This is a genomic window from Sphingorhabdus sp. YGSMI21, from assembly GCF_002776575.1.
Lineage (GTDB): Bacteria > Pseudomonadota > Alphaproteobacteria > Sphingomonadales > Sphingomonadaceae > Parasphingorhabdus.
In genome coordinates, this window is the sequence record NZ_CP022548.1 from 2985675 (window position 1) to 3009291 (window position 23617).

The 23617-nt window shown below is 58.2% G+C and carries 20 protein-coding genes and 1 tRNA gene; 9 read left to right on the plus strand and 12 right to left on the minus strand.

Going from position 1 to position 23617, the window contains the following annotated elements; translation table 11 throughout:
* Nucleotides 1-26 precede the first annotated feature (26 nt).
* The 7 genes from CHN51_RS14350 to CHN51_RS14380 all read right to left on the minus strand — a co-directional run bounded on the left by CHN51_RS14350 (nt 27) and on the right by CHN51_RS14380 (nt 6988).
* Nucleotides 27-809 carry a phosphoadenylyl-sulfate reductase gene (locus CHN51_RS14350; RefSeq protein WP_100094633.1) on the minus strand — a complete coding sequence of 261 codons (783 nt, stop codon included), beginning with the start codon at nt 807-809 and terminating at the stop codon, nt 27-29.
* Entirely contained in the window at nt 802-1227 is a 426-nt protein-coding gene (locus CHN51_RS14355; protein WP_100094634.1) for a DUF934 domain-containing protein, read from the minus strand. The genes CHN51_RS14350 and CHN51_RS14355 overlap by 8 nt, the downstream gene beginning before the upstream one ends.
* The gene (locus tag CHN51_RS14360) at nt 1220-2854 is read right to left on the minus strand and encodes a nitrite/sulfite reductase (RefSeq protein WP_100094635.1); all 1635 of its coding nucleotides are present in this window, start codon (nt 2852-2854) and stop codon (nt 1220-1222) included. The genes CHN51_RS14355 and CHN51_RS14360 overlap by 8 nt, the downstream gene beginning before the upstream one ends.
* Nucleotide 2855: 1 nt before the next feature.
* A complete protein-coding gene (locus CHN51_RS14365) occupies nt 2856-3152 on the minus strand; it encodes a DUF2849 domain-containing protein (protein ID WP_100094636.1) in 297 nt (98 codons plus the stop codon).
* The gene (gene cobA / locus CHN51_RS14370) at nt 3149-3940 is read right to left on the minus strand and encodes a uroporphyrinogen-III C-methyltransferase (protein ID WP_100094637.1); all 792 of its coding nucleotides are present in this window, start codon (nt 3938-3940) and stop codon (nt 3149-3151) included. Before cobA ends, CHN51_RS14365 begins: the two co-directional genes overlap by 4 nt.
* Before the next feature lie 83 nt (nt 3941-4023).
* A complete protein-coding gene (astD, locus tag CHN51_RS14375; RefSeq protein WP_100094638.1) occupies nt 4024-5451 on the minus strand; it encodes a succinylglutamate-semialdehyde dehydrogenase in 1428 nt (475 codons plus the stop codon).
* A 136-nt stretch (nt 5452-5587) separates the two neighbouring features.
* Entirely contained in the window at nt 5588-6988 is a 1401-nt protein-coding gene (locus CHN51_RS14380) for a protein adenylyltransferase SelO family protein (RefSeq protein WP_100094639.1), read from the minus strand.
* Nucleotides 6989-7048: 60 nt separating this feature from the next.
* Between CHN51_RS14380 and CHN51_RS14385 the strand changes: the two genes are divergently transcribed.
* From CHN51_RS14385 to CHN51_RS14400, 4 genes are all read left to right on the plus strand, one after another.
* Entirely contained in the window at nt 7049-7912 is an 864-nt protein-coding gene (locus CHN51_RS14385) for an alpha/beta hydrolase (RefSeq protein WP_100094640.1), read from the plus strand.
* Nucleotides 7875-9089 (plus strand): glycosyltransferase, encoded by a 1215-nt coding sequence (locus CHN51_RS14390; RefSeq protein WP_346426328.1) that lies wholly within the window; start codon nt 7875-7877, stop codon nt 9087-9089. Before CHN51_RS14385 ends, CHN51_RS14390 begins: the two co-directional genes overlap by 38 nt.
* An 81-nt stretch (nt 9090-9170) precedes the next feature.
* Nucleotides 9171-10574, plus strand: a complete 1404-nt coding sequence (locus CHN51_RS14395) for a nitronate monooxygenase (protein ID WP_100094642.1) — start codon at nt 9171-9173, stop codon at nt 10572-10574.
* Nucleotide 10575: 1 nt separating this feature from the next.
* Nucleotides 10576-11031: a GNAT family N-acetyltransferase gene (locus tag CHN51_RS14400; RefSeq protein ID WP_240616743.1), complete on the plus strand. Its 456-nt coding sequence runs from the start codon at nt 10576-10578 to the stop codon at nt 11029-11031.
* A 185-nt stretch (nt 11032-11216) separates the two neighbouring features.
* Here the strand turns inward: CHN51_RS14400 and CHN51_RS14405 are convergent, their stop codons facing one another.
* On the minus strand, nt 11217-12536 hold the full coding sequence (locus CHN51_RS14405) for an ammonium transporter (RefSeq protein WP_100094643.1): 1320 nt from the start codon (nt 12534-12536) through the stop codon (nt 11217-11219).
* A gap of 100 nt (nt 12537-12636) precedes the next feature.
* Nucleotides 12637-13635, minus strand: coding sequence for a D-glycerate dehydrogenase (locus CHN51_RS14410; RefSeq protein ID WP_100094644.1), 999 nt, complete (start codon nt 13633-13635; stop codon nt 12637-12639).
* A 110-nt stretch (nt 13636-13745) separates the two neighbouring features.
* Between CHN51_RS14410 and CHN51_RS14415 the strand changes: the two genes are divergently transcribed.
* Nucleotides 13746-14222, plus strand: a complete 477-nt coding sequence (locus CHN51_RS14415; protein ID WP_100094645.1) for an SH3 domain-containing protein — start codon at nt 13746-13748, stop codon at nt 14220-14222.
* Here the strand turns inward: CHN51_RS14415 and CHN51_RS14420 are convergent, their stop codons facing one another.
* Entirely contained in the window at nt 14223-15413 is a 1191-nt protein-coding gene (locus CHN51_RS14420) for an acetyl-CoA C-acyltransferase (protein ID WP_240616744.1), read from the minus strand.
* 149 nt (nt 15414-15562) lie between these two features.
* Between CHN51_RS14420 and CHN51_RS14425 the strand changes: the two genes are divergently transcribed.
* The 4 genes from CHN51_RS14425 to CHN51_RS14440 all read left to right on the plus strand — a co-directional run bounded on the left by CHN51_RS14425 (nt 15563) and on the right by CHN51_RS14440 (nt 22678).
* Entirely contained in the window at nt 15563-16324 is a 762-nt protein-coding gene (locus CHN51_RS14425; RefSeq protein ID WP_240616745.1) for an A24 family peptidase, read from the plus strand.
* Nucleotides 16325-16424: 100 nt separating this feature from the next.
* Nucleotides 16425-16509: transfer RNA gene (locus CHN51_RS14430), tRNA-Leu, on the plus strand.
* 432 nt (nt 16510-16941) lie between these two features.
* Entirely contained in the window at nt 16942-19500 is a 2559-nt protein-coding gene (locus tag CHN51_RS14435; RefSeq protein ID WP_100094647.1) for a TonB-dependent receptor, read from the plus strand.
* Nucleotides 19501-19726: 226 nt separating this feature from the next.
* Nucleotides 19727-22678, plus strand: coding sequence for a TonB-dependent receptor (locus CHN51_RS14440; protein WP_100094648.1), 2952 nt, complete (start codon nt 19727-19729; stop codon nt 22676-22678).
* Here CHN51_RS14440 and CHN51_RS14445 read toward each other — a convergent pair.
* Together CHN51_RS14445 and CHN51_RS14450 are read right to left on the minus strand one after the other, a co-directional pair.
* A complete protein-coding gene (locus tag CHN51_RS14445) occupies nt 22648-23049 on the minus strand; it encodes an excalibur calcium-binding domain-containing protein (RefSeq protein ID WP_100095663.1) in 402 nt (133 codons plus the stop codon). The two genes, CHN51_RS14440 and CHN51_RS14445, sit on opposite strands and share 31 nt — an antisense overlap.
* Nucleotides 23050-23155: 106 nt before the next feature.
* Nucleotides 23156-23611 (minus strand): (2Fe-2S)-binding protein, encoded by a 456-nt coding sequence (locus tag CHN51_RS14450; protein WP_100094649.1) that lies wholly within the window; start codon nt 23609-23611, stop codon nt 23156-23158.
* Nucleotides 23612-23617 lie beyond the last annotated feature (6 nt).

The following is a 23617-nucleotide window of genomic DNA, read 5'->3' on the forward strand; positions in this document are numbered from 1 at the left end:
AGAACTTCTCGCAGCGCCGCTGATAACTAGAAGATCGGGTCGTTCACGCCTTTGTCTTCGGTATCCGGCAGCGGCGTCACATCCTCGTGAATGCCGCATTCGGACTTGTCCCACCCGCGCCAGCGTCCGGCACGGGGATCCTCGCCAGGCAGCACTTTTGAAGTGCAGGGCGCGCAGCCGACCGACAGATAGCCTTCGGCCTCCAGCGGGTGACGCGGCAGATCATGTTCCTCGAAATAGGCTTCCAGGTCATCCTTGATCCAGTCACCGAGCGGATTGATCTTCAAACGGCCATCGTCGATTTCAAAGCGCGGAATATTGTTGCGGGTCACCGACTGGAATGCCTTGCGGCCCGATATCCAGCTGTTGAGACCGGCCTTGGCCCGGGCCAGCGGCTCGACCTTGCGGATTTCGCAGCAGCCGTCCGGGTCATAGGACCAGCGCAATCCGTTCTCGTCCTTTTCCGCCAGCACGGCCGCCTCTGGAGCGACGATATTGGCGTTCTTGATGCCGAGAAGGCTGATCAACGTGTCGCGATATTCCAGCGTTTCCGGAAACATCTTGAGCGTATCGACGAAGGTCACGGGAATGGTCGGGTCAACCGCTGCAACCAGATGCAGCAGGACCGCGCTTTCGGTGCCGAAAGACGAGACCACGGCGACTTCACCGAGCTGTCGTTCATCGAACAGGGCCTTCAGCATGGTCGTCGTGTCGACACCCTCGAACCGCTGGTTCAGGGCGTCGGCGTCGGCCTGCGTAAAGTCGGGGCGAACATCGATCGTGTCGATCTTGCGTGCGGCTTCAGCCATGACGGAGCCTCCAGATCGGGGTGCGCTGGTCAGACGTTGCCTGATAGACATGGTCGTAACGCTTGATCGCTTCTTCCATCAGCGCGGGGTTGATCGGCGAATCGGGGGCAAAGGCATCGAAGCCGCAGCGCCGCATATAGGGAAGCTGATCGAGCAGCACATCACCGCTGGCGCGCAATTCGCCGGTATAGCCGGATTCGCGCAATATCTGCGCGGCGGAATAGCCGCGGCCGTCGCCAAAGGCAGGAAAATCGATTTCCACCAGCGACAGGCGGTCGAGATAGGGCAGCAAAAGACGCGCGTCTTCGCCCGCTTCTATGCGAACGGCCGTGGCATTCGACTGGTCCAGAAAGGAATCGAGCGAAACCGCCGGTTCTTCATGGACCTCGTCATCGCGTAAACGGATTGCTTCAACCATAGATAGCCTCCTTGAACCGGGCCATGCCGACACGGCGATAGGTATCGATGAACCGCTCTCCATCCTCGCGCTGTTCGAGATAGAGATCAGTCACCGTTTCGATGGCGTCGATCACGCCGTCTTCGGTAAAGCCGGGACCAGTGATCTTCGCCAGACTGGCGTCTTCCGCGCCCGAACCGCCGAGCAGCAGCTGGTAATTTTCCGTGCCTTTCCGGTCGACGCCCAGGATGCCGATATGACCGGCATGATGGTGGCCGCAGGCATTGATGCAGCCGGAGATCTTGAGCTTCAGTTCGCCCAGTTCCCGCTGACGGCCAAGATCGGCGAAGCGTTCGCTGATCTTCTGGGCGAGGGGAATGGAGCGGGCATTGGCGAGGCTGCAATAATCGAGACCGGGGCAGGCGATGCTGTCGGTGATCAGGTCGAGATTGGCCGGAGCCAGACCGGCTTCCTCCAGCTTTTGCCAGATCGCGTAGAGATCGCTCTTTTTGACATGCGGCAGCACGATATTCTGGCTGTGCGTGACGCGCAGTTCGTCAAAACTATATTGCTCGGCAAGATCGGCCATCAGGTCGATCTGGGCCGATGATGCGTCGCCCGGAATGCCGCCGCGCGGCTTCAGGCTGATCGTCGCAATCGCATAGCCGGGCTGTTTGTGCTCGGAAATATTCTGATCCACCCAAAGGGCGAAATCCGGGTCGGACAGGTCGATATCGACACTTGCCTGCGTGTCAAACGGCGGATCCTGAAAATATTGCGTGATCCGCGCCAGCTCTTCGACCGGGGGATTGAGGCCCAGAGTCTTCATATGGGCGAATTCTTCCTCGACCTGGCGGGTATATTCCTCCTTGCCGAGTTCGTGCACGAGGATCTTGATCCGTGCCTTATACTTATTGTCGCGCCGTCCGTAGCGGTTGTAGACGCGCAGGCAGGCCTCGGCATAGCTGATCAACTCGTCAGCAGGCACAAAGTCGCGGATTTCCGGTGCGATCATCGGCGTCCGGCCCATGCCGCCGCCGACAAAGAATTTCGCGCCCAGTTCGCCCGCGTCATTGTGGACCAGCTGGATACCGATATCGTGCAGCCGCATGGCCGCCCGATCGGTGTCGCTGGCGATCACGGCAAATTTGAATTTTCTGGGGAGATAGGAAAATTCCGGGTGGAAGCTTGACCATTGCCGCAATATTTCGGCCCAGGGGCGCGGATCGGCGATCTCGTCAGCTGTTGCCCCAGCGAACTGGTCGGACGAGATATTGCGGATGCAATTGCCGCTGGTCTGGATGGCGTGCATTTCGACAGACGCCAGATCGGCGAGAATGTCGGGCGCGTCTTCCAGCTTGATCCAGTTATACTGGATATTCTGGCGGGTGGTGAAATGGCCGTAGTCGCGATCATATTTGCGCGCAATATGGCCGAGCATCCGCATCTGCTTGCTGCTCAGCGTCCCATAAGGAACGGCAACCCGCAGCATATAGGCGTGGAGTTGCAGATAGAGGCCGTTCATCAGCCGCAGCGGTTTGAACTGGTCCTCGGTCAGGTCTCCAGCGAGCCGGCGTTTCACCTGGTCGCGGAATTCCTCGACACGTGTGTCGACCATTTTCTGGTCATATTGGTCATATTGATACATGTCAGATCACCCATTCGCCGGCGTCGGGATCGGCCGGCTTTAATGTCAGGTCGGGCCGGACGGTCGGTCCGAGTGCGCGGACCCGGTCCTTGATGTGGCCCGGACGCGGGCCGTCTTCGGTCTGTTCGGCTTCGATAATATAGGGAGAGTTCACCCGGCGGGCGGCTTCTTCGCGCTGCAGAATTGCTTCGCCCTGCTCGCCGACATCGGTCGCGTCCTTGACGAAGCGGGACCAGTCGAGGCCGGTCCACCAGATAACGTCACCGGTTTTGAGATCATTTCCGGTCAAGATTTTCATGCGACCACTCCCGCCATTGTTGCAAATTCTCGAAATTTATCGTCGGCATCGCCGTAGCGGGCGACTTCGCCGACCACGAGCAGCGCCGGGCTTTTGACATTTTCGCGGCGGACCATGTCGCCAAGGTCGGTCAACAGCGTGCGAAGCGCACGAAAATCCGAGCGTGTGCCGTTTTCCAACACCGCTACCGGCAGGTCGGGAGCGGCTCCGTCGGCGATCAGTTTTTCGACGATCGCTTCGGCATTGGCAACGCCCATATAGATGACTAAAGTGCGACCCTTGCCGGCCAGTCCAGACCAGTTCTGGTCTGACAGACCCTTGCACTGGCCCGCAACGAAGCTGACCGCGCTGGAGGCGTCTCGATGAGTGAGGGGCATGCGTGCCTGGGCAGCGCAGCCGAGCGCCGCGCTGATACCGGGTACAACCTCGACCGCGACACCGGCAGCGACGCAATCATCGGCTTCTTCGCCACCGCGTCCGAAAATGAACGGATCGCCGCCCTTGAGCCGCACGACCAGATGGCCCTTGCCCGCTTCTTCGATCAGGATAGTGTTGATCTGGTCCTGCGCGACGCTGTGCAGCGAGCGTTTCTTCGCGACCGAAATATAGCGTGCGGTCGGGGATGCGAGGTCCAGAATGTCCTGACTGACCAGACCGTCATGGACGATCACATCGGCGCGTTCCAGCAGCCTTGCTGCTTTCAGCGTCAGCAACTCGGGATCGCCCGGACCGGCACCGACCAGATAGACTTTGCCCGCCGCGGGCGTCCTGTTTGATGTTTTTTCCATGAATGCGATATGCGCGCATCGGGCAAGATGTTCAAAACAGAAGTTTTTGGGGGCGCCTAAGCTTAGCTATTTGTGGCTAGCGCCTATTCTTCTTGCTCGCTGTTTTCGTCCTTCAGGCCGATGCCGATTCTGGCCCGTGCTTTCTCCGCTTCCATCGAAACGACCGGATAGGCGCAATAGTCGGCAGCATAATAGGCACTTGGCCGATGGTTGCCCGACAGGCCGATGCCGCCGAAGGGGGCTTCGGACGATGCGCCCACGGTCATCTTGTTCCAGTTCACGATGCCGGCCCGGCTGCTTGACCAGAATTGGTCATAATGCTGGGCGGTTCCGCCGATTAGCGCAGAAGACAGGCCGTAACGCGTGTTGTTTGCCTCGGCGATCGCTTCCTCGAAGTCGGCAACGCGGACAACCTGGAGGATGGGTCCGAACAATTCGATGTCCGGCCTTTCCTCAAGCTCGGTCACATCGATGATGCCGGGCGTCAGAAAGGGGAGCCCCGCGACTGGCCTTGCCATATGCTTGATCGGCTTGCCGCCATGGCTCATCAGTGCAAGGAAGCTTTCGGTCAAGCCGTCTGCGGTATCATTGTCGATCACCGGACCCATGAACGGGGCGGGCGAGGCGAAGGGCTCGTCGATGATAAGTCGGTCGGTGATTCGCTTCACTTCCTTGATGATGCGATCGTAAATCTCGTCTTTCACGATCAGGCGGCTCGCGGCGGAACAGCGCTGGCCGGCGCTCAGGAAAGCGGACTGGACGATCAGTACGGCAGCGCTGTGGATATCGCTGGTGTCCCAGGCGATGATCGGATTATTGCCGCCCATTTCCAGCGCCAGTATCTTGTCTGGCCGCGATGCAAACTGGCGGTTGAGCGCGATACCGGTCCGCGCCGAGCCGGTGAACAGGACCCCGTCCAGCCCTTCGTTGGCGGTCAGCTGTTTGCCGGTTGCGGGGCCACCGTGCAATATATTGACGACACCGGCAGGCATCCCGGACTGTTCGAAGGCATCCATCAGATATTGTCCGACAGCGGGCGTTTTTTCCGATGGCTTGAACACAATCGTATTGCCGGCAATCAGCGCCGGGACGATATGACCGTTCGGCAGATGGGCTGGGAAATTATAGGGACCGAGCACGGCCAGCACACCGTGTGGCTTGTGCCGCAGGGCCGCGCGCATATTGGGCTGGCTCGGCAACTGGCGCTGCGGCGTCCGGTCGGCAAAGGCGCGGACCGAAATATCGACCTTGTTGATCACCGATTCGACTTCCGTCCGCGATTCCCAGAGCGGCTTCCCGGTTTCGCGGGAGATCAGTTCCGCAAGCTCATCGCTGCCGGTGCGAATGCGGTTGGCGTAGCGCCGCACCGCTTCGATCCGTTTGACCAGCGCAGTGGCGGCCCAGCCAGGCCAGGCTTCGCGCGCCCGGGCCACCACGGCATCGGCGTCCCCGCTGGCACCTGTCCAAAGGGTTGCTCCGGTTGCTGGTTCGATGGATATCAGGTCGCTCAAATTGGCCTCTGTTTTCTACGGATTAGTTGCACAATAAACCATATATGGCACATCTCTCGCGATAGACCATAGGGCTTGAAGACTTAACGCCCCATGATGAATTCTTCCCGAACGCCAGCTGGTGCCCGAGCATATATCAGCCGTTGCGCAGAGCAGCGCCCATCGCACGGATATCATTGACCTTTTTCGTCAGTGGTTCCCAATTGTCATCGTCGGCAATGGCGTCCCAGATCGATTCAACTTCCTCGATATGCATAGAACAAGGCTCCGGTTTCTGCCAATATTCGCTGGACGGCTGTCTTATGCGTGCGCGATCGGCGATCAAGGTCCGGAAGTCGGCAAATTCGGGTGACTTGTCCTCTGGCCGGGCGAGATTTTCGCATTTGCCCCAATCGAAGAAGAACCGGTCGATCTCGACGGTTTTTTGCGCCAGACCTTTTTCCGCTGCAACCACCAGATCGCGGTCTTTTTCAAAGCCCTCGGATTTGACGCCAAGACGCCAGCAGAAATGTTCGGTAAAGGCGATGCCATAGGCTTTCGGAAACGTCTCCAGCGTCGCAACCAGAGGGTCACTCTCGGCCACCAGCCGCAGGGCGCTGGCAAATTGCGCCAGATCCCAGTGCAAAGCCTCCGGCTGCCTGCCAAAGCAATATAGGCCTTCATGATCGAAATAGGCGGCGGTGAAGCCCGGCTCCCAATAAGGGGTGAAACGCCACGGACCGTAATCAAAGCTCTCGCCGGTAATATTGATATTGTCGGTGTTGAGCACGCCATGAACGAAACCAGCGGTCATATAGGCGCCGGCGAGCCGGGCCACTTGCTCGGTTGTTCTTGCGAATAATTCCGTAGCGGGATCGTCGGTCTGCGCTCCGCCAAAATAATTTTCCAGACAATAGTCGACCAGCTGCCGCATCAGCGCTTCGTTTTTCTCATAGGCCATGCGCTGGAACGCGCCGATCCGGATATGACTGTGGCTGAGCCGGGTCATCACCGCCGAGCGGGTGGGGGAAGGCTCGTCGCCCCGCATCAGTTTCTCGCCAGTTTCAACCACGGAAAAGGTCTTCGACGTATTGACGCCCAGTGCCTCGAGCATTTCCGTGGCCAGAATTTCGCGGACTGCACCTTTCAGAGTCAGCCGGCCATCGCCGCTCCGACTCCAGGGCGTGGTGCCGGAACCCTTGGTACCAAGATCCATCAGCCTGCCATCATGGTCGCGCATTTGCGCGAACAAAAAGCCCCGCCCGTCGCCGATGTCCGGATTATAGTTGCGGAACTGGTGGCCGTGATAGCGCAGCGCCAGCGGCGGATCGAGATTGTCCGGCAGCGGCTGGAACGTGCCGAAATGGTTGACCCATTGCGGCCCGTCCAGCTGGTCCAGTCCTACGCTCTGATCCCAACGGTCATTTCTGAAACGCAGGATATGCTGCGGGAAATTGGCGGCGGCGACCGGATCGCCGATCTTTTCTCCCAATCGGGTAATCTGGACGTCGGCCCGATAGTCGGTCTTGCCGGGTTCTGCTTGCGGTTTATATGGCATTCTACCACAGTGGCGGCTAATCGGTTGCGCAGCAAGTGGCAAGACGGGACGAGGAACAGGATGAGCGAAGAAAATGGCTATCAGGATGTCTACTGGGAATCCGATGACGGGCTGAAACTGCACGCCCGTGACTATCCCTCGGACAGCGGCAAGATACCGGTTATCTGCATCCCCGGATTGACCCGCAATGCCCGCGACTTTGAGCATCTGGGCGCGGGCTTCGGTGGCGGTCGCCGGATCATCATGCTGGATTTGCGCGGACGCGGTCTGAGCGAATATGCCAAGGAAAGCAGCACTTACAATCCGAAACAATATGTCTCCGACATCATCATGCTGATGGACGAGTTGACGATACCGAAAGCGATATTTTTCGGCACATCGTTGGGCGGCGTGGTCACGATGATCATGGCGAAAAAATATCCCGAACGGGTGGCTGGCGCGCTGCTGAACGACATCGGTCCCGAACTCGATCAGAAAGGGCTCGACCGGATCGCCGACCATGTCGGGCAGGGTCGCAGCTTTGACACTTGGGCGCACGCCGGGCGCGACATGGCAGAAAATAACGGCGACATTTTCCCGGATTTTACGCTCAAGGACTGGATTGCCTTTGCCAAGAAAGTTTACCGGATGAACAGTTCCGGGCGGATCAAGCTGGACTATGACATGAAAATTGCCGAACCCTTCGACAGCAAGGGCGGTGGCAGCGGCGCTCTCTGGAATGCGCTGGAGAATATGCAGGATATTCCGACGCTCTTATTGCGTGGCGAACTGTCGGATCTGTTCAGCGAAGAGGTCGCTCGCAAGATGGTCGACAAGCTCGACAAGGCCGATCTGGTCACGATACCGCGCGTAGGCCATTGTCCGACGCTGGAAGAGCCCGCCTCGCTTGACGCGATCAACCAATTGCTCCACCGCATCGACTGACCCGTTCCAGACAGCCGAGCATCACAATCGCATGAAACCAGCCAAGATATTGCATCTGCACAGCACCTTCAATCTGGGCGGCAAGGAAGCGCGCGCCGTCAGGTTGATGAACCATTTCGGTGCCGCTGCCGAACATGTGATCCTGTCTGCCGAACCCGGCAGCCTGTCCGCTCGCGAAGCGATCGATCCGGCAATCAAGGTGAGCTTTCCTACCGACGCGCCGTCGCTTGCCGGCAAGCCGTCGTTGAAACGCTATCGCGAATTTGTTACCTATTTCCGCCAGTTCGATCTGATCTTGTCCTATAACTGGGGCTCGATGGACGGCGTGATGGCGCGAACGCTTTTCTCGCGGATCGAGGGCCTGCCGCCGCTGATCCATCATGAGGACGGCTTTAACGAGGACGAGCAGAAAAAGCTCAACTGGAAACGCAATCTGTTCCGCAAATTCGCGCTAGGGGCAGCCCAGGCGCTGGTCGTGCCGTCCGAAAATCTTGTGCGCATTGCCAGGGATGTCTGGAAACAGCCGGAACAGAAGATCCACCGGATCCCGAATGGCATCGACGTGAAGCGTTTCGAGAAAAAAGCGCAGCGCGGTGCTCTGCCCGGCTTCATCCGGCGCGAAGGCGAGGTTGTTGTCGGCACCGTGGCCGGACTGCGCGCGATCAAGAATATGCCACGACTGGTCCGGGCCTGTGCTGCAGCAGGCGATAATGTCCGGTTGGTAATCGTTGGCGAAGGGCCGGAAAAAGACAGGATACAGGCCGAGGCACAACGTGCGGGGCTCGGTGATCGCTTGCTGATGCCGGGCTTTCTGGCCGACCCGGCGCGCTATATCGGACTGTTCGACATTTTTGCACTGTCCTCCGACAGTGAGCAATTTCCGATTTCGCTGATCGAGGCGATGGCGGCAGGGTTGCCTGTGGCCGCGACCGATGTCGGCGACATCAAATCGATGGTGTCGCAGGCCAATCAGGGGTTCATCAAGCCGCTCGGTGACGAAAGCAAATTTTTCGAATCGCTGACAACCCTTGTCCAGCACCAGCAGTTGCGCGAAGACCTCGGGATGCAGAACCGGCTCAAGGCGCAGGCGGAATATAACGAAAGCAAGATGCTGGCCCGCTACGCGCTGCTCTACGGACAGGCGCAGGGACGCGCGGATTTCGGCCCGGGCAAATAGCGTTTCAAGCAGCAGAGTTTTTTTCGAGCATTTTTAGTTGCCGGTGTCTATATCGGCCTTTGGGGAAAATAGGAGATTTCATTGTTCAAGGGCTTAAAACCCATTCAGTATAACGGTCAGGAAGTATGGCCGTTGATCGAGGGTGGAAAAGGCGTCGCAGCCACCAATCACGCCAGTTCGGGAGCCTGGGCGGCTGCCGGCGGCATCGGCACGGTATCCGCAGTCAATGCGGACAGCTATGACGAACATGGCAATGTCATCCCGCAAATCTATCATGGCCGGAAACGCGAAGAGCGGCATCAGGAATTGATCGACTATGCGATCGACGGTGCGGTGACGCAGGTCAAGCAGGCTTATGAAATTTCTGAGGGCAGGGGCGCGATCAATATTAACGTCCTGTGGGAAATGGGCGGCGCGCAGCAGGTGCTGGAAGGCGTGCTCGAACAGACCAAGGGCATGGTCGCAGGGGTCACCTGCGGTGCCGGCATGCCCTACAAGCTGTCCGAGATTGCCCAGCAATATGGCGTAAACTATCTGCCGATCATCAGTTCCGCCCGTGCCTTTCGAGCGCTGTGGAAGCGGGCCTACAAAAAGGTTCCGGATCTGATGGCTGCTGTGGTCTATGAGGATCCTTGGCTGGCTGGCGGCCACAACGGTCTGTCCAATGCCGAAGATCCGCGCAAACCGGAAGATCCCTATCCGCGAGTCAAGGCGCTGCGCGAGACAATGCGCGCCGAGGGCATAGCAGACAGCGTGCCGATCATCATGGCCGGCGGTGTCTGGCATCTGCGCGACTGGCAGGACTGGATCGACAGCGAAGAGCTCGGCCAGATTGCCTTCCAGTTCGGCACCCGGCCCTTGCTCACCAAGGAAAGCCCGATCCCGGAAAGCTGGAAGAGCGAGCTGACCAAGATCAAGGAAGGCGATATCCTTCTGCACAAATTCTCGCCGACCGGATTCTACAGTTCCGCGGTGCGCAACGAATTTTTGCGCAGTCTTGAAGCGCGGTCGGAACGGCAGATTCCCTATTCGACTGAGAAGGCCGGCGAGCATACCCACCAGCTGGATGTCGGGGTCAAGGGCAAGAATTTCTGGGTCACACGCAATGATCTGCTCCGCGCGCGCGAATGGGACGGCCTCGGCTTTACCATGGCGATGAAGACGCCGGATAATACTTTGATATTTGCGACGCCTGAAGAGTCGAAAATGATCCGCAAGGATCAGGCGGATTGCATGGGCTGCCTGTCCCATTGCGGTTTTTCCGCCTGGAAGGACCATGACAATTTCAGCACCGGGCGGCTTGCCGATCCGCGCAGCTTCTGTATCCAGAAAAGCCTGCAGGAAATCGTTCATGGCGCTCCGGTCGAGGAACATCTGATGTTCGCCGGCCATGGCGCGTATAATTTCGGTACCGATCCCTTCTACTCCAACGGCTTTGTGCCGACGGTGAAGCAACTGGTGGATCGGATCCTTACGGGCGACTGAGTTGGACATCCGGCGCGATGATCTGAGCGGCCAGCAGGTTCAGGACCTGCTGGCTGCGCATCTCGCCGGCATGCAGGAAAATTCGCCGCCGGACAGCGTTTATGCGCTCGATCTCTCGGGTCTGCGTACGCCCGATGTCTCGGTCTGGACGGCATGGGAAGGCACAGACCTGTGCGGCATTGGCGCGCTCAAGCAGCTTTCACCATCGACCGGCGAAATCAAGTCGATGCGCACCGATGCCCGGCATTTGCGCAAGGGTGTCGGCCTGGCCATTCTCGACCATATTATCGCGGTGGCCAGAGAGCGCGGCTATCGACGGCTGAGTCTGGAAACCGGATCGGGCGCGGAATTCGAAGCCGCGCTGACCCTGTACCGGAAACGGGGGTTTGAAAATGGCGAGCCGTTTGGCGGCTATGTGTCGAGCGACTTCAACCAGTTTCTGCATCTGGAGCTGTAGCGGACAGCGTGCCTTCTCCCGTGCGGGAGAAGGATATAAAGCCTTATGAGCGAAGCGAATTAGGCGCAGTTGGATGAGGGTGTTCTGCTGTCTGGGGTTTAGAGAACCCTCAACCCAGCTCCGACCAGGCAGCAAGCTGCCAAGTTTGCACGACCCTCTCCCTTGAGGGAGAGGATAAATTCCCGTCAATCCAGATCCCAGGCCCGTTCGCCATGGTTGGAGATATCCAGGCCATCGCGTTCGTCATCCTCGCTGACCCGCATCGGCAGGATGTAGCTGATGCCGAAACCGAGGATCGCCGTGGCGACCGCCGACCATATGGCGACCGCGCCGACGCCGATCAGCTGGGCAACAAACTGGCTGCCAAAGGCCATGTTTTCGCCATAGCCGGTGCCGCCGAAACTTTCAGAGATGAACAATGCGAGCAGCAGGCTACCCAATATCCCGCCGACGCCGTGGACCGCAAAAACGTCGAGGCTGTCGTCGATCTTGAAGCCGTTCTTCACCAGCCCCACAGCAAAGAAGCAGACGATTGCGGCGGCCGTTCCGATGAGGATCGACGCGCCGGGGCCTACAAAGCCTGCGGCCGGGGTTATCGTTGCCAGACCGGCAATGGCACCGGTCGCGACGCCAACCGCGGTTGGCTTGCCGACCTTGAATTTCTCGATCAGTATCCAGACCAGCGCGGCCATGGAGGCGGCGATATGGGTATTGATGATGGCCGCCGAGGCATCGTCGGTTGCTGTCAGCGCGGAGCCGCCATTGAATCCGAACCAGCCGACCCAGAGCATGGCCGCACCGGCGACGGTCAGGGCAGGGCTATGCGGAAGCATGAGCGTCTTGGGCCAGCCCATGCGCTTACCGAGCATGATTGCGACAACCAGCGCGGAAACGCCAGCCGTTGTATGCACCACAATACCGCCAGCAAAATCGAGTACGCCGAGATTGCTCAGCCAGCCGCCGCCCCAGACCCAATGGGTCACGGGCGCATAGACTACGAGCAACCAGAGCGCGCAAAAGGCGACGACCCAGCCAAAGCGGGCCCGCTCGACCCAGGCGCCGATCATCAGCGCGGGCGTGATCACGGCAAAGGTAAGCTGGAACATGGCAAAGGCGGATTCCGGTATCGAGGTGGCTTCTCGGACATTGCCGAGATTGTTCAGCATCGCGTTGAAGCCGCTGCCGAGAAATCCGTTGGTGACCGGACCGAAGGCCAGCGAATAGCCAATGACGATCCACAGGACCGAACAAATGCCGACCACCGCCATGCACTGGATCAGGACCGAGAGAAAATTCTTCGCGCGGACGAGGCCACCATAGAACAGCGCCAGGCCGGGAAGGGTCATCAGCAGAACGAGCGCGCTGGATGTCAAAATCCAGGCTGTGTCGCCGCTGTTCGCGGCATCGGCGGCGATGGCGGGATCGATTGCCAGTTGCGCCTGCAGCGGCGAAGCCGCCAGGCCGACCGCCAACATGGCGCCTATGGATTTGACTGGATATTTCATGACGATCCCCGCAGCTATAATTTTATTATGCCTGTTCGCCCTTGCGAATCAGATTGCGACGAATTCCTAGTCGAGACGGGAAGGGGACTCAACGGAAAGCTTAAATCCAGCCTTCGAGAACCTGGTCCGGGGGGCGGTGGCCGTCGGCCCATACTCGGATGTTGGTGATCACCCTTTCCCCGGAAGCTTCGCGCCCCTCAAAGGTTGCGCTGCCCATATGGGGAAGCAGGACCATGTTCTTGAGTGACAGGAAACGCGGATCAATGGCGGGCTCGTTCTGGTAGACATCGAGGCCGGCACCGCCGATCCGCTCGTTCAGCAGGGCATCGATCAGTGCGTCCTCGTTCACCAGATCGCCGCGGGCGGTGTTGATCAGATAGGTTGAAGGTTTCATCATTGCGATTCGCCGGGCATTGATCATCTCGTGCGTTTCCGCCGTATGGGGGCAATGAAGCGAAATAATGTCACATTCGCGGACCAGTTCGTCGAGATCGGCGACAAAGCTGGCGCGCAGTGATTCCTCGACAGCCGGCGGCAACTGGCGGCGGTTGTGGTAAAAGATCGACATGCCAAAGCCGGAGGCCCGGCGGGCCACAGCCTGGCCGATCCGGCCCATGCCGACGATACCGAGCTTCTTGCCGCCGATACAATGGCCGAGCATGCCCGATGGTTTCCAGCCTTCCCATTGTCCGCTCCGCATCAGCTTTTCGCCTTCGGACAGGCGGCGCGGGACGGACAGGATCAGCGCCATGGTCATGTCCGCGGTGTCTTCGGTGAAGACGCCGGGCGTATTTGTGACGAGTATCTTTTTCGCGCGCGCCGCTGCGAGGTCGATATGATCGACCCCGGCACCGAAGCTTGCGATCATCCGCAATCGTTCGGGAGCATTGGCAATCATCTCTGCGTCGATTTGATCGGTCACGGTCGGCACGAGGACATCGCAATCCGCCATGGCTGCAATCAGATCCTCGCGGGAAAAGGGTCTGTCGCTGTAATTTGGTACCGCATCAAACAGTTCGCACATGCGATTCTGATTGGAATCCGCCAATTCGCGGGTGATGATGACACGGGGGTTCGAGATGGCTGGTGAGTCTGGCATAGACCTGTTGCTATGCCCGAATTTCGGTTCAGGTCAAGCAGGTGGCGCTTGAAGCGGACGCGGTTTTCGGGCTATGCTTTGGTCAATTCGGGGAAGAGTAAACCATCATCATGCGTATTTCGGCTTTCATGCTTGTCGCGATTCCGGGCCTGGTCCTGGCATCGCCTGCTTCCGCGCAACAGGAACCACCATATTGGGCGTCGATCGACGAGCCGGAGGCACGGATGCGCACCGGCCCCAGTACCGAATATCCGACGATGTGGATCTACAAGCGCGAAAAGCTGCCGATCAAGATTCTGGCGCGCTATAAATCATGGCGCAAGGTCGAGGATCATGAAGGGACGCAGGGCTGGATGCACGCGCGCCTGCTGAGCGCATCGCGGACCGGCCTGGTGCTGGCGACCAGCGGCAAGCCGGTCGCCATGCGCGCCTTTCCCGATCCCAATGCCAAAATCATCTGGCGGGCCGAACCGGGCGTCGTGGGCAGCCTGACCCTTTGCGAAAAAGGCTGGTGCCTGTTCGACGTTACCGGTCGTCAGGGATATATCAGCATAAAGGATGTCTGGGGCGACGAACCGCTGAAATGATCAGTCGATCAGTTCGATCGCCACTGCTGTCGCCTCGCCGCCGCCAATGCACAGCGCCGCGACGCCTTTTTTCAGACCGCGTTTTTTCAGGGCTGCAACCAGAGTCACCATGATCCGGGCACCGCTGGCGCCAATCGGGTGACCCAGAGCGGTAGCGCCGCCATTGACGTTCAGCTTGTCGCGGCTGATTCCGATATCCTGCATCGCGAACATGGCGACGCAGGCGAAAGCCTCGTTCACTTCCCAGAGATCGACATCGGCCACCGACCAGCCGGTTTTTTCAAGGAGCTTCTTGATCGCGCTGACCGGCGCGGTGGTGAATTTTGCCGGGGCGTGGGCGTGGGCGGAGTGGCCGACAATCCGCGCCACCGGCTTCAGCCCCTTGGCTTCAGCCACGCTGGCGCGAGTCAGCACCATCGCCGCTGCGCCGTCAGAGATGGAGGATGCATTGGCCGCAGTGATCGTGCCGTCCTTGGCAAAAGCAGGGCGGAGCTGTGGAATTTTGTCCGGATTGCCCTTGAGCGGCTGTTCGTCCTTGTCGACCGTGACGCTGCCCTTGCGGGTTTTCACTTCGACCGCGACCACTTCGTCATCAAAGGCATCGCCTTCGACGGCGGTCTTGGCGCGGGCCAGCGATTCAATCGAATATTCGTCCTGTGCTTCGCGGGACAACTGATATTCGCCGACGGTTTCCTCGGCAAAGCTGCCCATCGCCCGGCCCGGTTCGTAGGCGTCTTCCAGCCCGTCGAGGAACATATGATCCTTCGCTTCGGTATGGCCGAGACGCGCACCGCTGCGCATCTTGGGCAGCAGGTAAGGCGCATTGGTCATGCTTTCCATGCCACCGGCGACGAGCATGTCGATCGACCCGGCGGCCAGGGCTTCTGCGCCCATGATAGCGGCCTGCATGCCGGAACCGCACATCTTGTTGACCGTGGTTGCTTCAACCGATTGCGGCAGGCCGGCAAAAATCGCTGCCTGGCGGGCAGGGGCCTGGCCCTGACCGGCGGAAAGGACATTGCCCATATAGATGCGCTCCACGTCAGAGCCGTCCACACCGGCGCGCTCGACGGCAGCCTTGACCGCAACAGCACCCAGATCGGATGCGCTGACCTCGCCAAGCGCACCCTGCATGCCGCCCATCGGCGTACGGGCATAGGAAAGAATGACGATCGGATCGGAATTGGACATGGATGGACCTTTCTGGGTTTGATGCGCCGCCGGGGCGAGCGCGATTCTTGAAAAGGACATAGGCGCGGCCAACCGGTTTTTCAATTGCGCCATTGAATGCCGGCACCGGTCGTGCCAATCGATCTGGAAATTCTTCTCTGGAGCGCCCTTTGCCCGCCTATCTTCTGCCTTTTCCCGCTATGCTCCTGGGCCTTGTCGTCGGCAGCTTTCTGGCGACACTGATCATCAGATGGCCGGAAGGCCGATCGGTGGTTGCCGGTCGCTCCGCCTGCGATCATTGCGGACATAATTTGCGCGCCGGCGAGCTGATCCCGGTGCTCAGCTTCGTCCTGCAGGCCGGGAAGTGCCGGCAATGCGGAGCGGCAATTGCCAGCGATCATCCGGGAATCGAACTGGCGGCTGCACTGGTCGGCGGACTTTCGGTGCTGGTTTCGCCGGACGGGAACGGACTGGCTGGCGCGCTGTTCGGCTGGCTGTTGCTGACACTCGCAGCGCTGGACGTGAAGCATCACTGGTTGCCCGACCGCCTGACGGCAACGCTGGCGATTTCCGGTGTTCTGGCCAGCCTGTTGTCGGCAGACCCATCCTTGCAGGATCGGCTGATCGGCGGCGTGGCCGGCTTTGCATCCCTGGCAATCATAGCGGCCCTATATAAAGGCATCAGAAAGCGCGACGGCATGGGTGGTGGCGATCCCAAGATGCTTGGCGCGATCGGCTGCTGGCTTGGCTGGCAAATGTTGCCGCTTGTCCTGCTCGGCGCCAGTCTGGTCGGAATCCTGGTCGCGATCTCCTGGCGACTGCGGGGCAAAAGCGTGGTTGCCGGAACCATGCTGCCGCTCGGCAGCCTGATGGCGATTGCCGCTTTTCCGCTCTGGCTTTTCCAGGCCGCCACTGTGAGCCCGCTCTATTGAATTGCTTGCGCGCGCAGACAGCGGAAAAAGCCGTTGCCAGCGCAATGGCTGTTCGCTAACAGAGCCACGATTTCGCTGTACAGCAAATGATACAGCCGGAGCCCCTGTGGTGGAATTGGTAGACGCGCTGCACTCAAAATGCAGTTCCGCAAGGAGTGCCCGTTCGAGTCGGGCCAGGGGCACCATCATCGACATTTTCTGTGAAAACGCCGTGGCTGCCTGACAAGCATTCTCAAGGACCAGCCGGGTTTACGGGATATTTGTCTCAATATTTGCCGATGTCGCTCGAACGATTGCACATAGGGGCGAATCAAAAGGTCCTCACGGTTGCGGAGGGGGGGGGCGCGCAGAAGGGCAGGGCTGCCGAATTTCTCGGCAAATTCGCATTTCAGGCCGCAAGTTCATGGGACGCCAATTTATCCAAAATCCGGATAGCTGTGACTTAGTTGCAACGATATTGCGAATTTCGCGGATTTCGCGCCTATCCGGCGGGATTCTCTCGCTTATAGTCTGGACTATTCCCGCCATATAGACCAGTTCCCGCCGCACAATGGGTAGTTGGACCCATTCCAAAAATAAGCTCACCGATCGACAAGGTCGGAGCGCAGGAGAAACACATGAAAATCGCTAAATTTTTAGCCGCTACAGCATTGGGCGGTGTTATTGCCGCATCACCTTCCTACGCACAGGATGTGCAGGAAGAAGAAGCCTTCAATGACAATGTAATCGTCGTCACCGCATCCAAGCGTGAAACCACGCTGCAGGAAACGCCGATTTCGGTGTCGGTCACAACCGGTGAAACGCTCGAGAACGCACAGATCCGTGACGTGCTCGATCTGCAGTCGGTCGCTCCTTCGCTGCGCGTCAGCCAGTTGCAGACCTCTTCGGCATCGACCTTCATCATTCGCGGCTTCGGCAACGGCGACAATAACTTCGGCATCGAGCCTTCGGTCGGTGTCTTCATCGACGGCGTGTTCCGGTCCCGCTCGGCTGCGGCTCTGTCCGACCTGCCCAATGTCCAGCGCATCGAAGTCCTGAACGGCCCGCAATCGACACTGTTCGGCAAGAACGCATCGGCCGGCGTTATCTCGGTTGTGACGCGCGAACCGCAATTCCAGTTCGGCGGTGCGGTCGAAGCCATTTACGGCAATTACAACAATGTCGTCGTCAAGGGCGACATCACCGGCCCGCTGACCGACAATATCGCATTCTCGGTCGACGGCAGCTATAACCGCCGCGACGGCTATGCCAAGATTGTCAATCTGGGCGAAGAGCAGAATGACCGGAATCGCTGGGCGGCTCGTGGCCAGTTGCTGATCGAGCCGACTTCGGACATCACAATCCGTGCGATTGGTGACTATTCGCGGATTGACGAAATCTGCTGTCAGGTGACGACGGTTGTCGCCGGACCAACCGCCGGAGCGATCCAGTTGCTCGGTGGCCAGTTCTCGACCGACCGTTTCAGCTATGATGCCTATCTCAACCAGGTTCCGATCAACAAGGTCGACAATTACGGTGGTTCGATCCAGGTCGACTATGATGCAGGTCCGCTGTCTTTCACCTCGATTTCCTCCTATCGCGAACTGAAGAACCTGTTCGTTTCGGACATCGATTACAGCAGCCTTGATGTTGCGAACGAAACCCGCAACCAGAAGGTGAAGACGCTCACCCAGGAATTCCGCGTCGCGTCCGACTTTGACGGTCCGGTCAACTTCCTGCTTGGCGGCTATTATTTCGACGAAAGCATCTCGCAGAAAAGCCAGATCGAAAACGGCACGCAGATCCGTGACTTCTTCGAAATTCTGGCAGGCGGAAACCCGGCTGACATCATCGCCGGCAATCCAAGCGTTTTCAACGGAGTCGAACTGGCTCTGGGTCTGCCACAGGAATCGATCTTCCTCACCCCGCTGCTGACGTCCGAACAATTCTCGATGGACAACACGTCCTATTCGATCTTCGGCACGGTTGATTTCGAACCGGTCGATGGCCTCGTCTTCACCGGTGGTTTCAACTATACTGACGACAAGAAGGATTTTGCCCTCGCGCAGCAGAGCTTCGATCCACTGGGTCAGATCAATCTGGTAGACGCCTTCATCGTCGGTGCGACCAGTGGAACGGTTACCACGCGTGACCAGTTCCAGGCGCTTCCCGCCACAACCCAGGCGGCTTTGCTGGCTGCGGCAACCGACCCCAACGTAAACCCGTTGCTCGGCCTGTCGGCATTCCAGTTCCAGCCACCGTTCGTAACTATTCCGAATGCTGTCGAAGACGGAAAGACCCGCGACGACAAATTCACCTATCTGCTGCGCGCATCCTATGCGATTTCTGATCAGGTGAACGTCTATGCGAGCTATGCGACCGGTTTCAAAGCGAGCTCGGTCAACCTTTCGCGTGACAGCCGGCCTTCGAGCACCGACTATATCGCGGGCCCGGGCGGATCGACTTTCGCAGCGCCCTCGTCACCAATTCTCGACGGCGGTCTGGCTGTTCCCAATCTGAGAAGCGGTTCACGTTTTGCAGGACCGGAAAATGCCACCGTCTATGAAGTTGGCGTCAAAGGTCAGTGGGAAGGCTTCGGCTTCAACCTCGCATTGTTCGACCAGACCATCAAGGGCTTCCAGAGCCTGGCCTTTACCGGCACCGGTTTTGCCCTGCAGAACGCAGGACAGCAGTCGGTCAAGGGTTTCGAGTTTGACAGCAATATCAATCCGGCCGACGGTTTGGTGTTCACATTTGCGATGACCTATCTCGATCCGCTATATGATGACTTCCCGGGTAGTGTTCTCGGTAATCTGAGCGGCGCAACGCCGGGCGGCATTCCCGAATTCGCCATTTCGACTTCTGCGACCTACTCGCATGAATTCGGCGCCAGCGGAAATATGCTGATTACGCGGATCGACTATAGCCATGAAAGCAATACGCCGATCAACAACGGTCTGCCGACCTTCAACGCTGACCTGGGCAACACCCAGATCTTCGATCGCGAGGTCAATCTGGTCAACGGCTCGATGACGCTCAAGCTTGAAAATGGCCTGGAAGTCGGTGCCTATGTTCGCAACCTGCTGAACGACCAGTTCCTCACGACAGTGTTCGACGGTGTAGCCCAGGCGGGAACGGTTTCCGGTTATCCGAGCGCTCCTCGTACCTACGGCGGTGTTGTCCGGTTCAAATTCTAAGATTGAACAAAAATTACAAGATTGGGCCCTGCCGGGAAACCGGCGGGGCTTTTTTGTATCCAAATTGCATCAAATTGCCCCGTTATGGTGCAAAAATGTAATGCCTTCATGCATTTTCTAAAATTCCGGCTGGACTTAATCGCGCGATTAGTTGAATGTTTGCCAATCGGGGGGATGAGCAAAAGCTACACTCTCCGGTGAGAACGTTGGGATTTGGGAGAGAGAAATGCGTAAATCGCTATTGTTGGCTGCTACAGCTATATCTGCAACGTCCGTACCTGCCATGGCGCAGGGTCAGGACAATGGTGTTATTGATAACAATGTCATTATCGTTACCGCGCAACGTCAGGCGCAAAGTGCTCAGGACGTGCCGATTGCCGTTTCCGCATTTTCACAAGAGGCGCTCGAAGCGCAGCAGATCGAGAATAGTTCCGATCTCCAGCTGACGCTTCCGAACATCACATTTACCAAGACCAATTTTACCAGTTCAAGCTTTACCATCCGCGGGATCGGCGACCTTTGCGTCGGCGTGTCTTGCGATCAGGCGACCGCCATCCACCTGAATGATCAGCCTCTGTTCTCGACTCGTCTGTTCGAAACAGAATTCTTCGATCTGGAGCGCGTGGAAGTCCTGCGCGGACCGCAGGGTACATTGTTTGGCCGGAACGCGACCGCAGGCGTTGTGAATGTCGTCTCCGCCAAGCCGAATCTCGGCGAGTTTCAGGCTTCGGGCGACGCGGAATATGGCAATTATAATGCGATCAAGGTCAAGGGCATGGTCAACGTCCCGCTGGGCGACAGCCTGGCGTTCCGCGGTGCCGGCATTTATGTGAAACGCGACGGCTACACAACCAATCTCAACGGAGGTCCCGATCTTGATGATCGCGATCTCTATTCGATTCGCGGCTCGCTGCGTTTCGAGCCAGGTCCCGACACCACGATCGATCTGATGGCATCCTATTTCCGTGAAGACGACAACCGGATGCGGATCCAGAAGCAATATTGCCAGCGCGACGAAACCGGTATTTTGGGCTGTCTGAACAATCGCCGCGATGCCCAGGCGTTCAATGGAAACGCCACTTTCACGGCTGCATTGTCTTCGCAGGAGTTTCTCGCAACGCAAGGCATACCAACCGCTTTCGCACTGGGTAGTCTCTATGGCCCCGATCAATATGAAGGCGTTGGCATCCCATCCGACCCGCGGACGGTCAACACGGCTTTTACACCGGAATATTTCACCAGTGAGCTGACATTCCAGGGCAAGATCGAGCATGATTTTGGTCCGATCAGCGCGCAGCTTTCCGGAACATATCAGAAGGTGAAGCTGGATTCACGGCAGGATTATAACAACAATATCGGTCGCCGGGACGGCTATGCGCCTGCGCTCAACACTCTCGCAGCCGCCGCCGCGGGGCTTGTTCCAGGTCTTCCGGCTTCCTATTTCGCACCGCTCGCTGCGGCGATCATTCCCGATGGGCCAAATGGTGTATTATGTACGTCAGATACCGATACGATCGGTCTCGGTGCGTTTGGCGGGAACAGCAATTGTGCAACATCGCCGCTGCAATATGACCGTTCAAACCAGTATAATAGCAGCTGGTCGGCGGAAGCGATCATCTCGAGCGATCTGGATGGACCATTTAACTTCCTGCTGGGTGGTATTTATGCCGATTATCATCTGACCGAGAACAGCTATTATGTGAATGCGTTCGCAATCGACTATGTTGCCGGTTTGCTCGGCAGTTTCACGTCTCTGGGTGGTGGTTTGGATCCGTCATTTCTCGGAACGCCTTACTTCCGTAACAATACGGATGATCTGACCGTTAAATCCTACGGCCTGTTCGGCGAAGTCTATTTCGACATCAGCGACACTCTGAAGCTGACCGGTGGTTTGCGCTACAATAATGACAAGAAGAACGTCCAGGCGCGGTCAACCCTTGCCAGCTTCCTCGTTCCCTATAGTCAGACCACGAACGCGTTCGAATCTCCCTTTGTCGGATCATTCGATGCGGACCCAGGCACGCCCGGCAACCAGATATTCCAGAACCGGCAAGTCAAGAATGACGAGATTACGGGACGTGCGGTTGTCGACTACAAGCTGACCGAAGACAATCTGATCTATTTCTCTTATTCCCGTGGCTACAAGTCCGGTGGCCTCAATCCGCCGTTGCAGCCGATTTTCGAGGTTCCGGAATCCTTCCGGCCCGAGCAGGTGGATGCGTTTGAAATCGGTTCGAAAAATACGTTCGGCGATGGTGCCTTGCAGCTCAACCTGACGGCCTTCTATTATAAATATAAGGATCTGCAGCTGAGCAAGATCGTCGCGCGCACCGCGGTGAACGAGAATATCGATGCCGATATTTACGGTGCGGAAGTCGAGGCGATCATTCGTCCTGATCCGGACTGGACGATCAACATGGGCTTCAGCTATCTGCACACCGAGGTCAAGGGAGACACTTTCAACAGCGATCCCCGTGACTTTGGCGGCGGCCGTTCCGATGCCGTGATCATCAAGGATATCACCAACGCTTCCAACTGTGCGGTTACATCCACGTCCGGCAATGCTGCCGGGGTGAATGCATTCGTCAACAGCGTGAACGGGGTGATCAACGCGGGGCTCGTTCCCGGACTGGCCGCTGGCGCGGGCTTGCAGCCAACCGTATCCTTCCCGGCTGACGGCGGCATAGCCTCCACCGGTGCCTTCGGGATCTGCGGTGTACTGGAAGCCGCTGCAGCGGGCGCATTTGCGGGCGCTGGCCTGGATCCGGCTGCCTTTGGCGGAATCGAATATTTCGCTGCCGGTGTCCCCAAGAATATCCGTGGCAATTCGTTGCCGCAGGCGCCAAAGCTGAAATTTTCCATCGGCGTTCAATATAGCATGGAATTCGACAATGGCATGAGCCTCGTCCCGCGTGTCGACCTTGCCTATACCGGAGAAAGCTATGGCAGCATTTTCAACGGCAATGTCAACCGGATCGACGGCTATGCGCAAGCCAATGCCCAGATCCAGCTGAACGGTACCGATGACCGCTGGTATGTCCGCGGCTTTGTCCAGAATATCTTCGACAGCAATTCCGAAACAGGTCTCTATGTAACCGACCAGTCTTCGGGCCTCTACACCAATGTCTTCACGCTCGAACCACGGCGTTACGGCATCGGTGCAGGTTTCAAATTCTGAACTGAAGCGACCAAGATATGAAGAGAGCCCTGCCGGGAAACCGGCGGGGCTTTTTTATGCCAACAGGTAGCACCCGATTGTTCGCAAGCTATCCCGTCGCCGTCTCGGTCCAGATGGCGTCCATAGGCGCACTGGCTGCGATATATCGGCGTCGGACCAGCCGCTCTGGCTGCTGCACAATTCGGATAATAATCCCCAGAGCCTGTCGGACGGGCTGGCTGTCGCGGCGTGGCGCCGCCGCCATGAGTGCCTACCGCCAACTGTCGATCAATATGGAAAGCGTCGGGTCCGGTCCGCGCGCCATGCGCTCTGATGCGCCATTTTTCGCGGCAGTGTCGCACATGTTGGCCAGAGTGATCCGCAATATTCATCTGATAAACGGCAAGCCTGGGCTTGGGAAAGATCCACAAGCTCGGGCCGCTTCGCCCTGAGCCAACAGCAGTCCGGTCATAGGGCTATTTCCCAAGCAGTTGGCTGTCAGAGTTTTCCCGCCGCCTGTTTGATCGCACGCCTGATGCTCATATATGTGGCGCATCTGCAGATATTGCCGCTCATTGCTTCATCGATGTCGGCATCCGTCGGGGCGGCATTCTGGCTCAGCAAGGCAGTAGCGGCCAAGATCTGACCGGATTGGCAATAGCCGCATTGCGGGACATCAATTTCCACCCATGTATCGCGAATTGCATCAGCTGCAGTTCCTGCCAATCCCTCGATGGTCGTGATTTTCGCATTGTCGAGACTGTCATGCGGTGTGATGCAGGCGCGGGTCGGGGTGCCGTCCACATGGACGGTGCATGCACCGCATTGCGCGATCCCGCACCCGAACTTGGTCCCGGTCATTTTCAGATGATCGCGAAGAACCCACAGCAAAGGGGTCCCCGGCGCTGCTTCTACCGTTTCTTTTTTTCCATTTATGTTCAGGGTCGTCGCCATGAAATG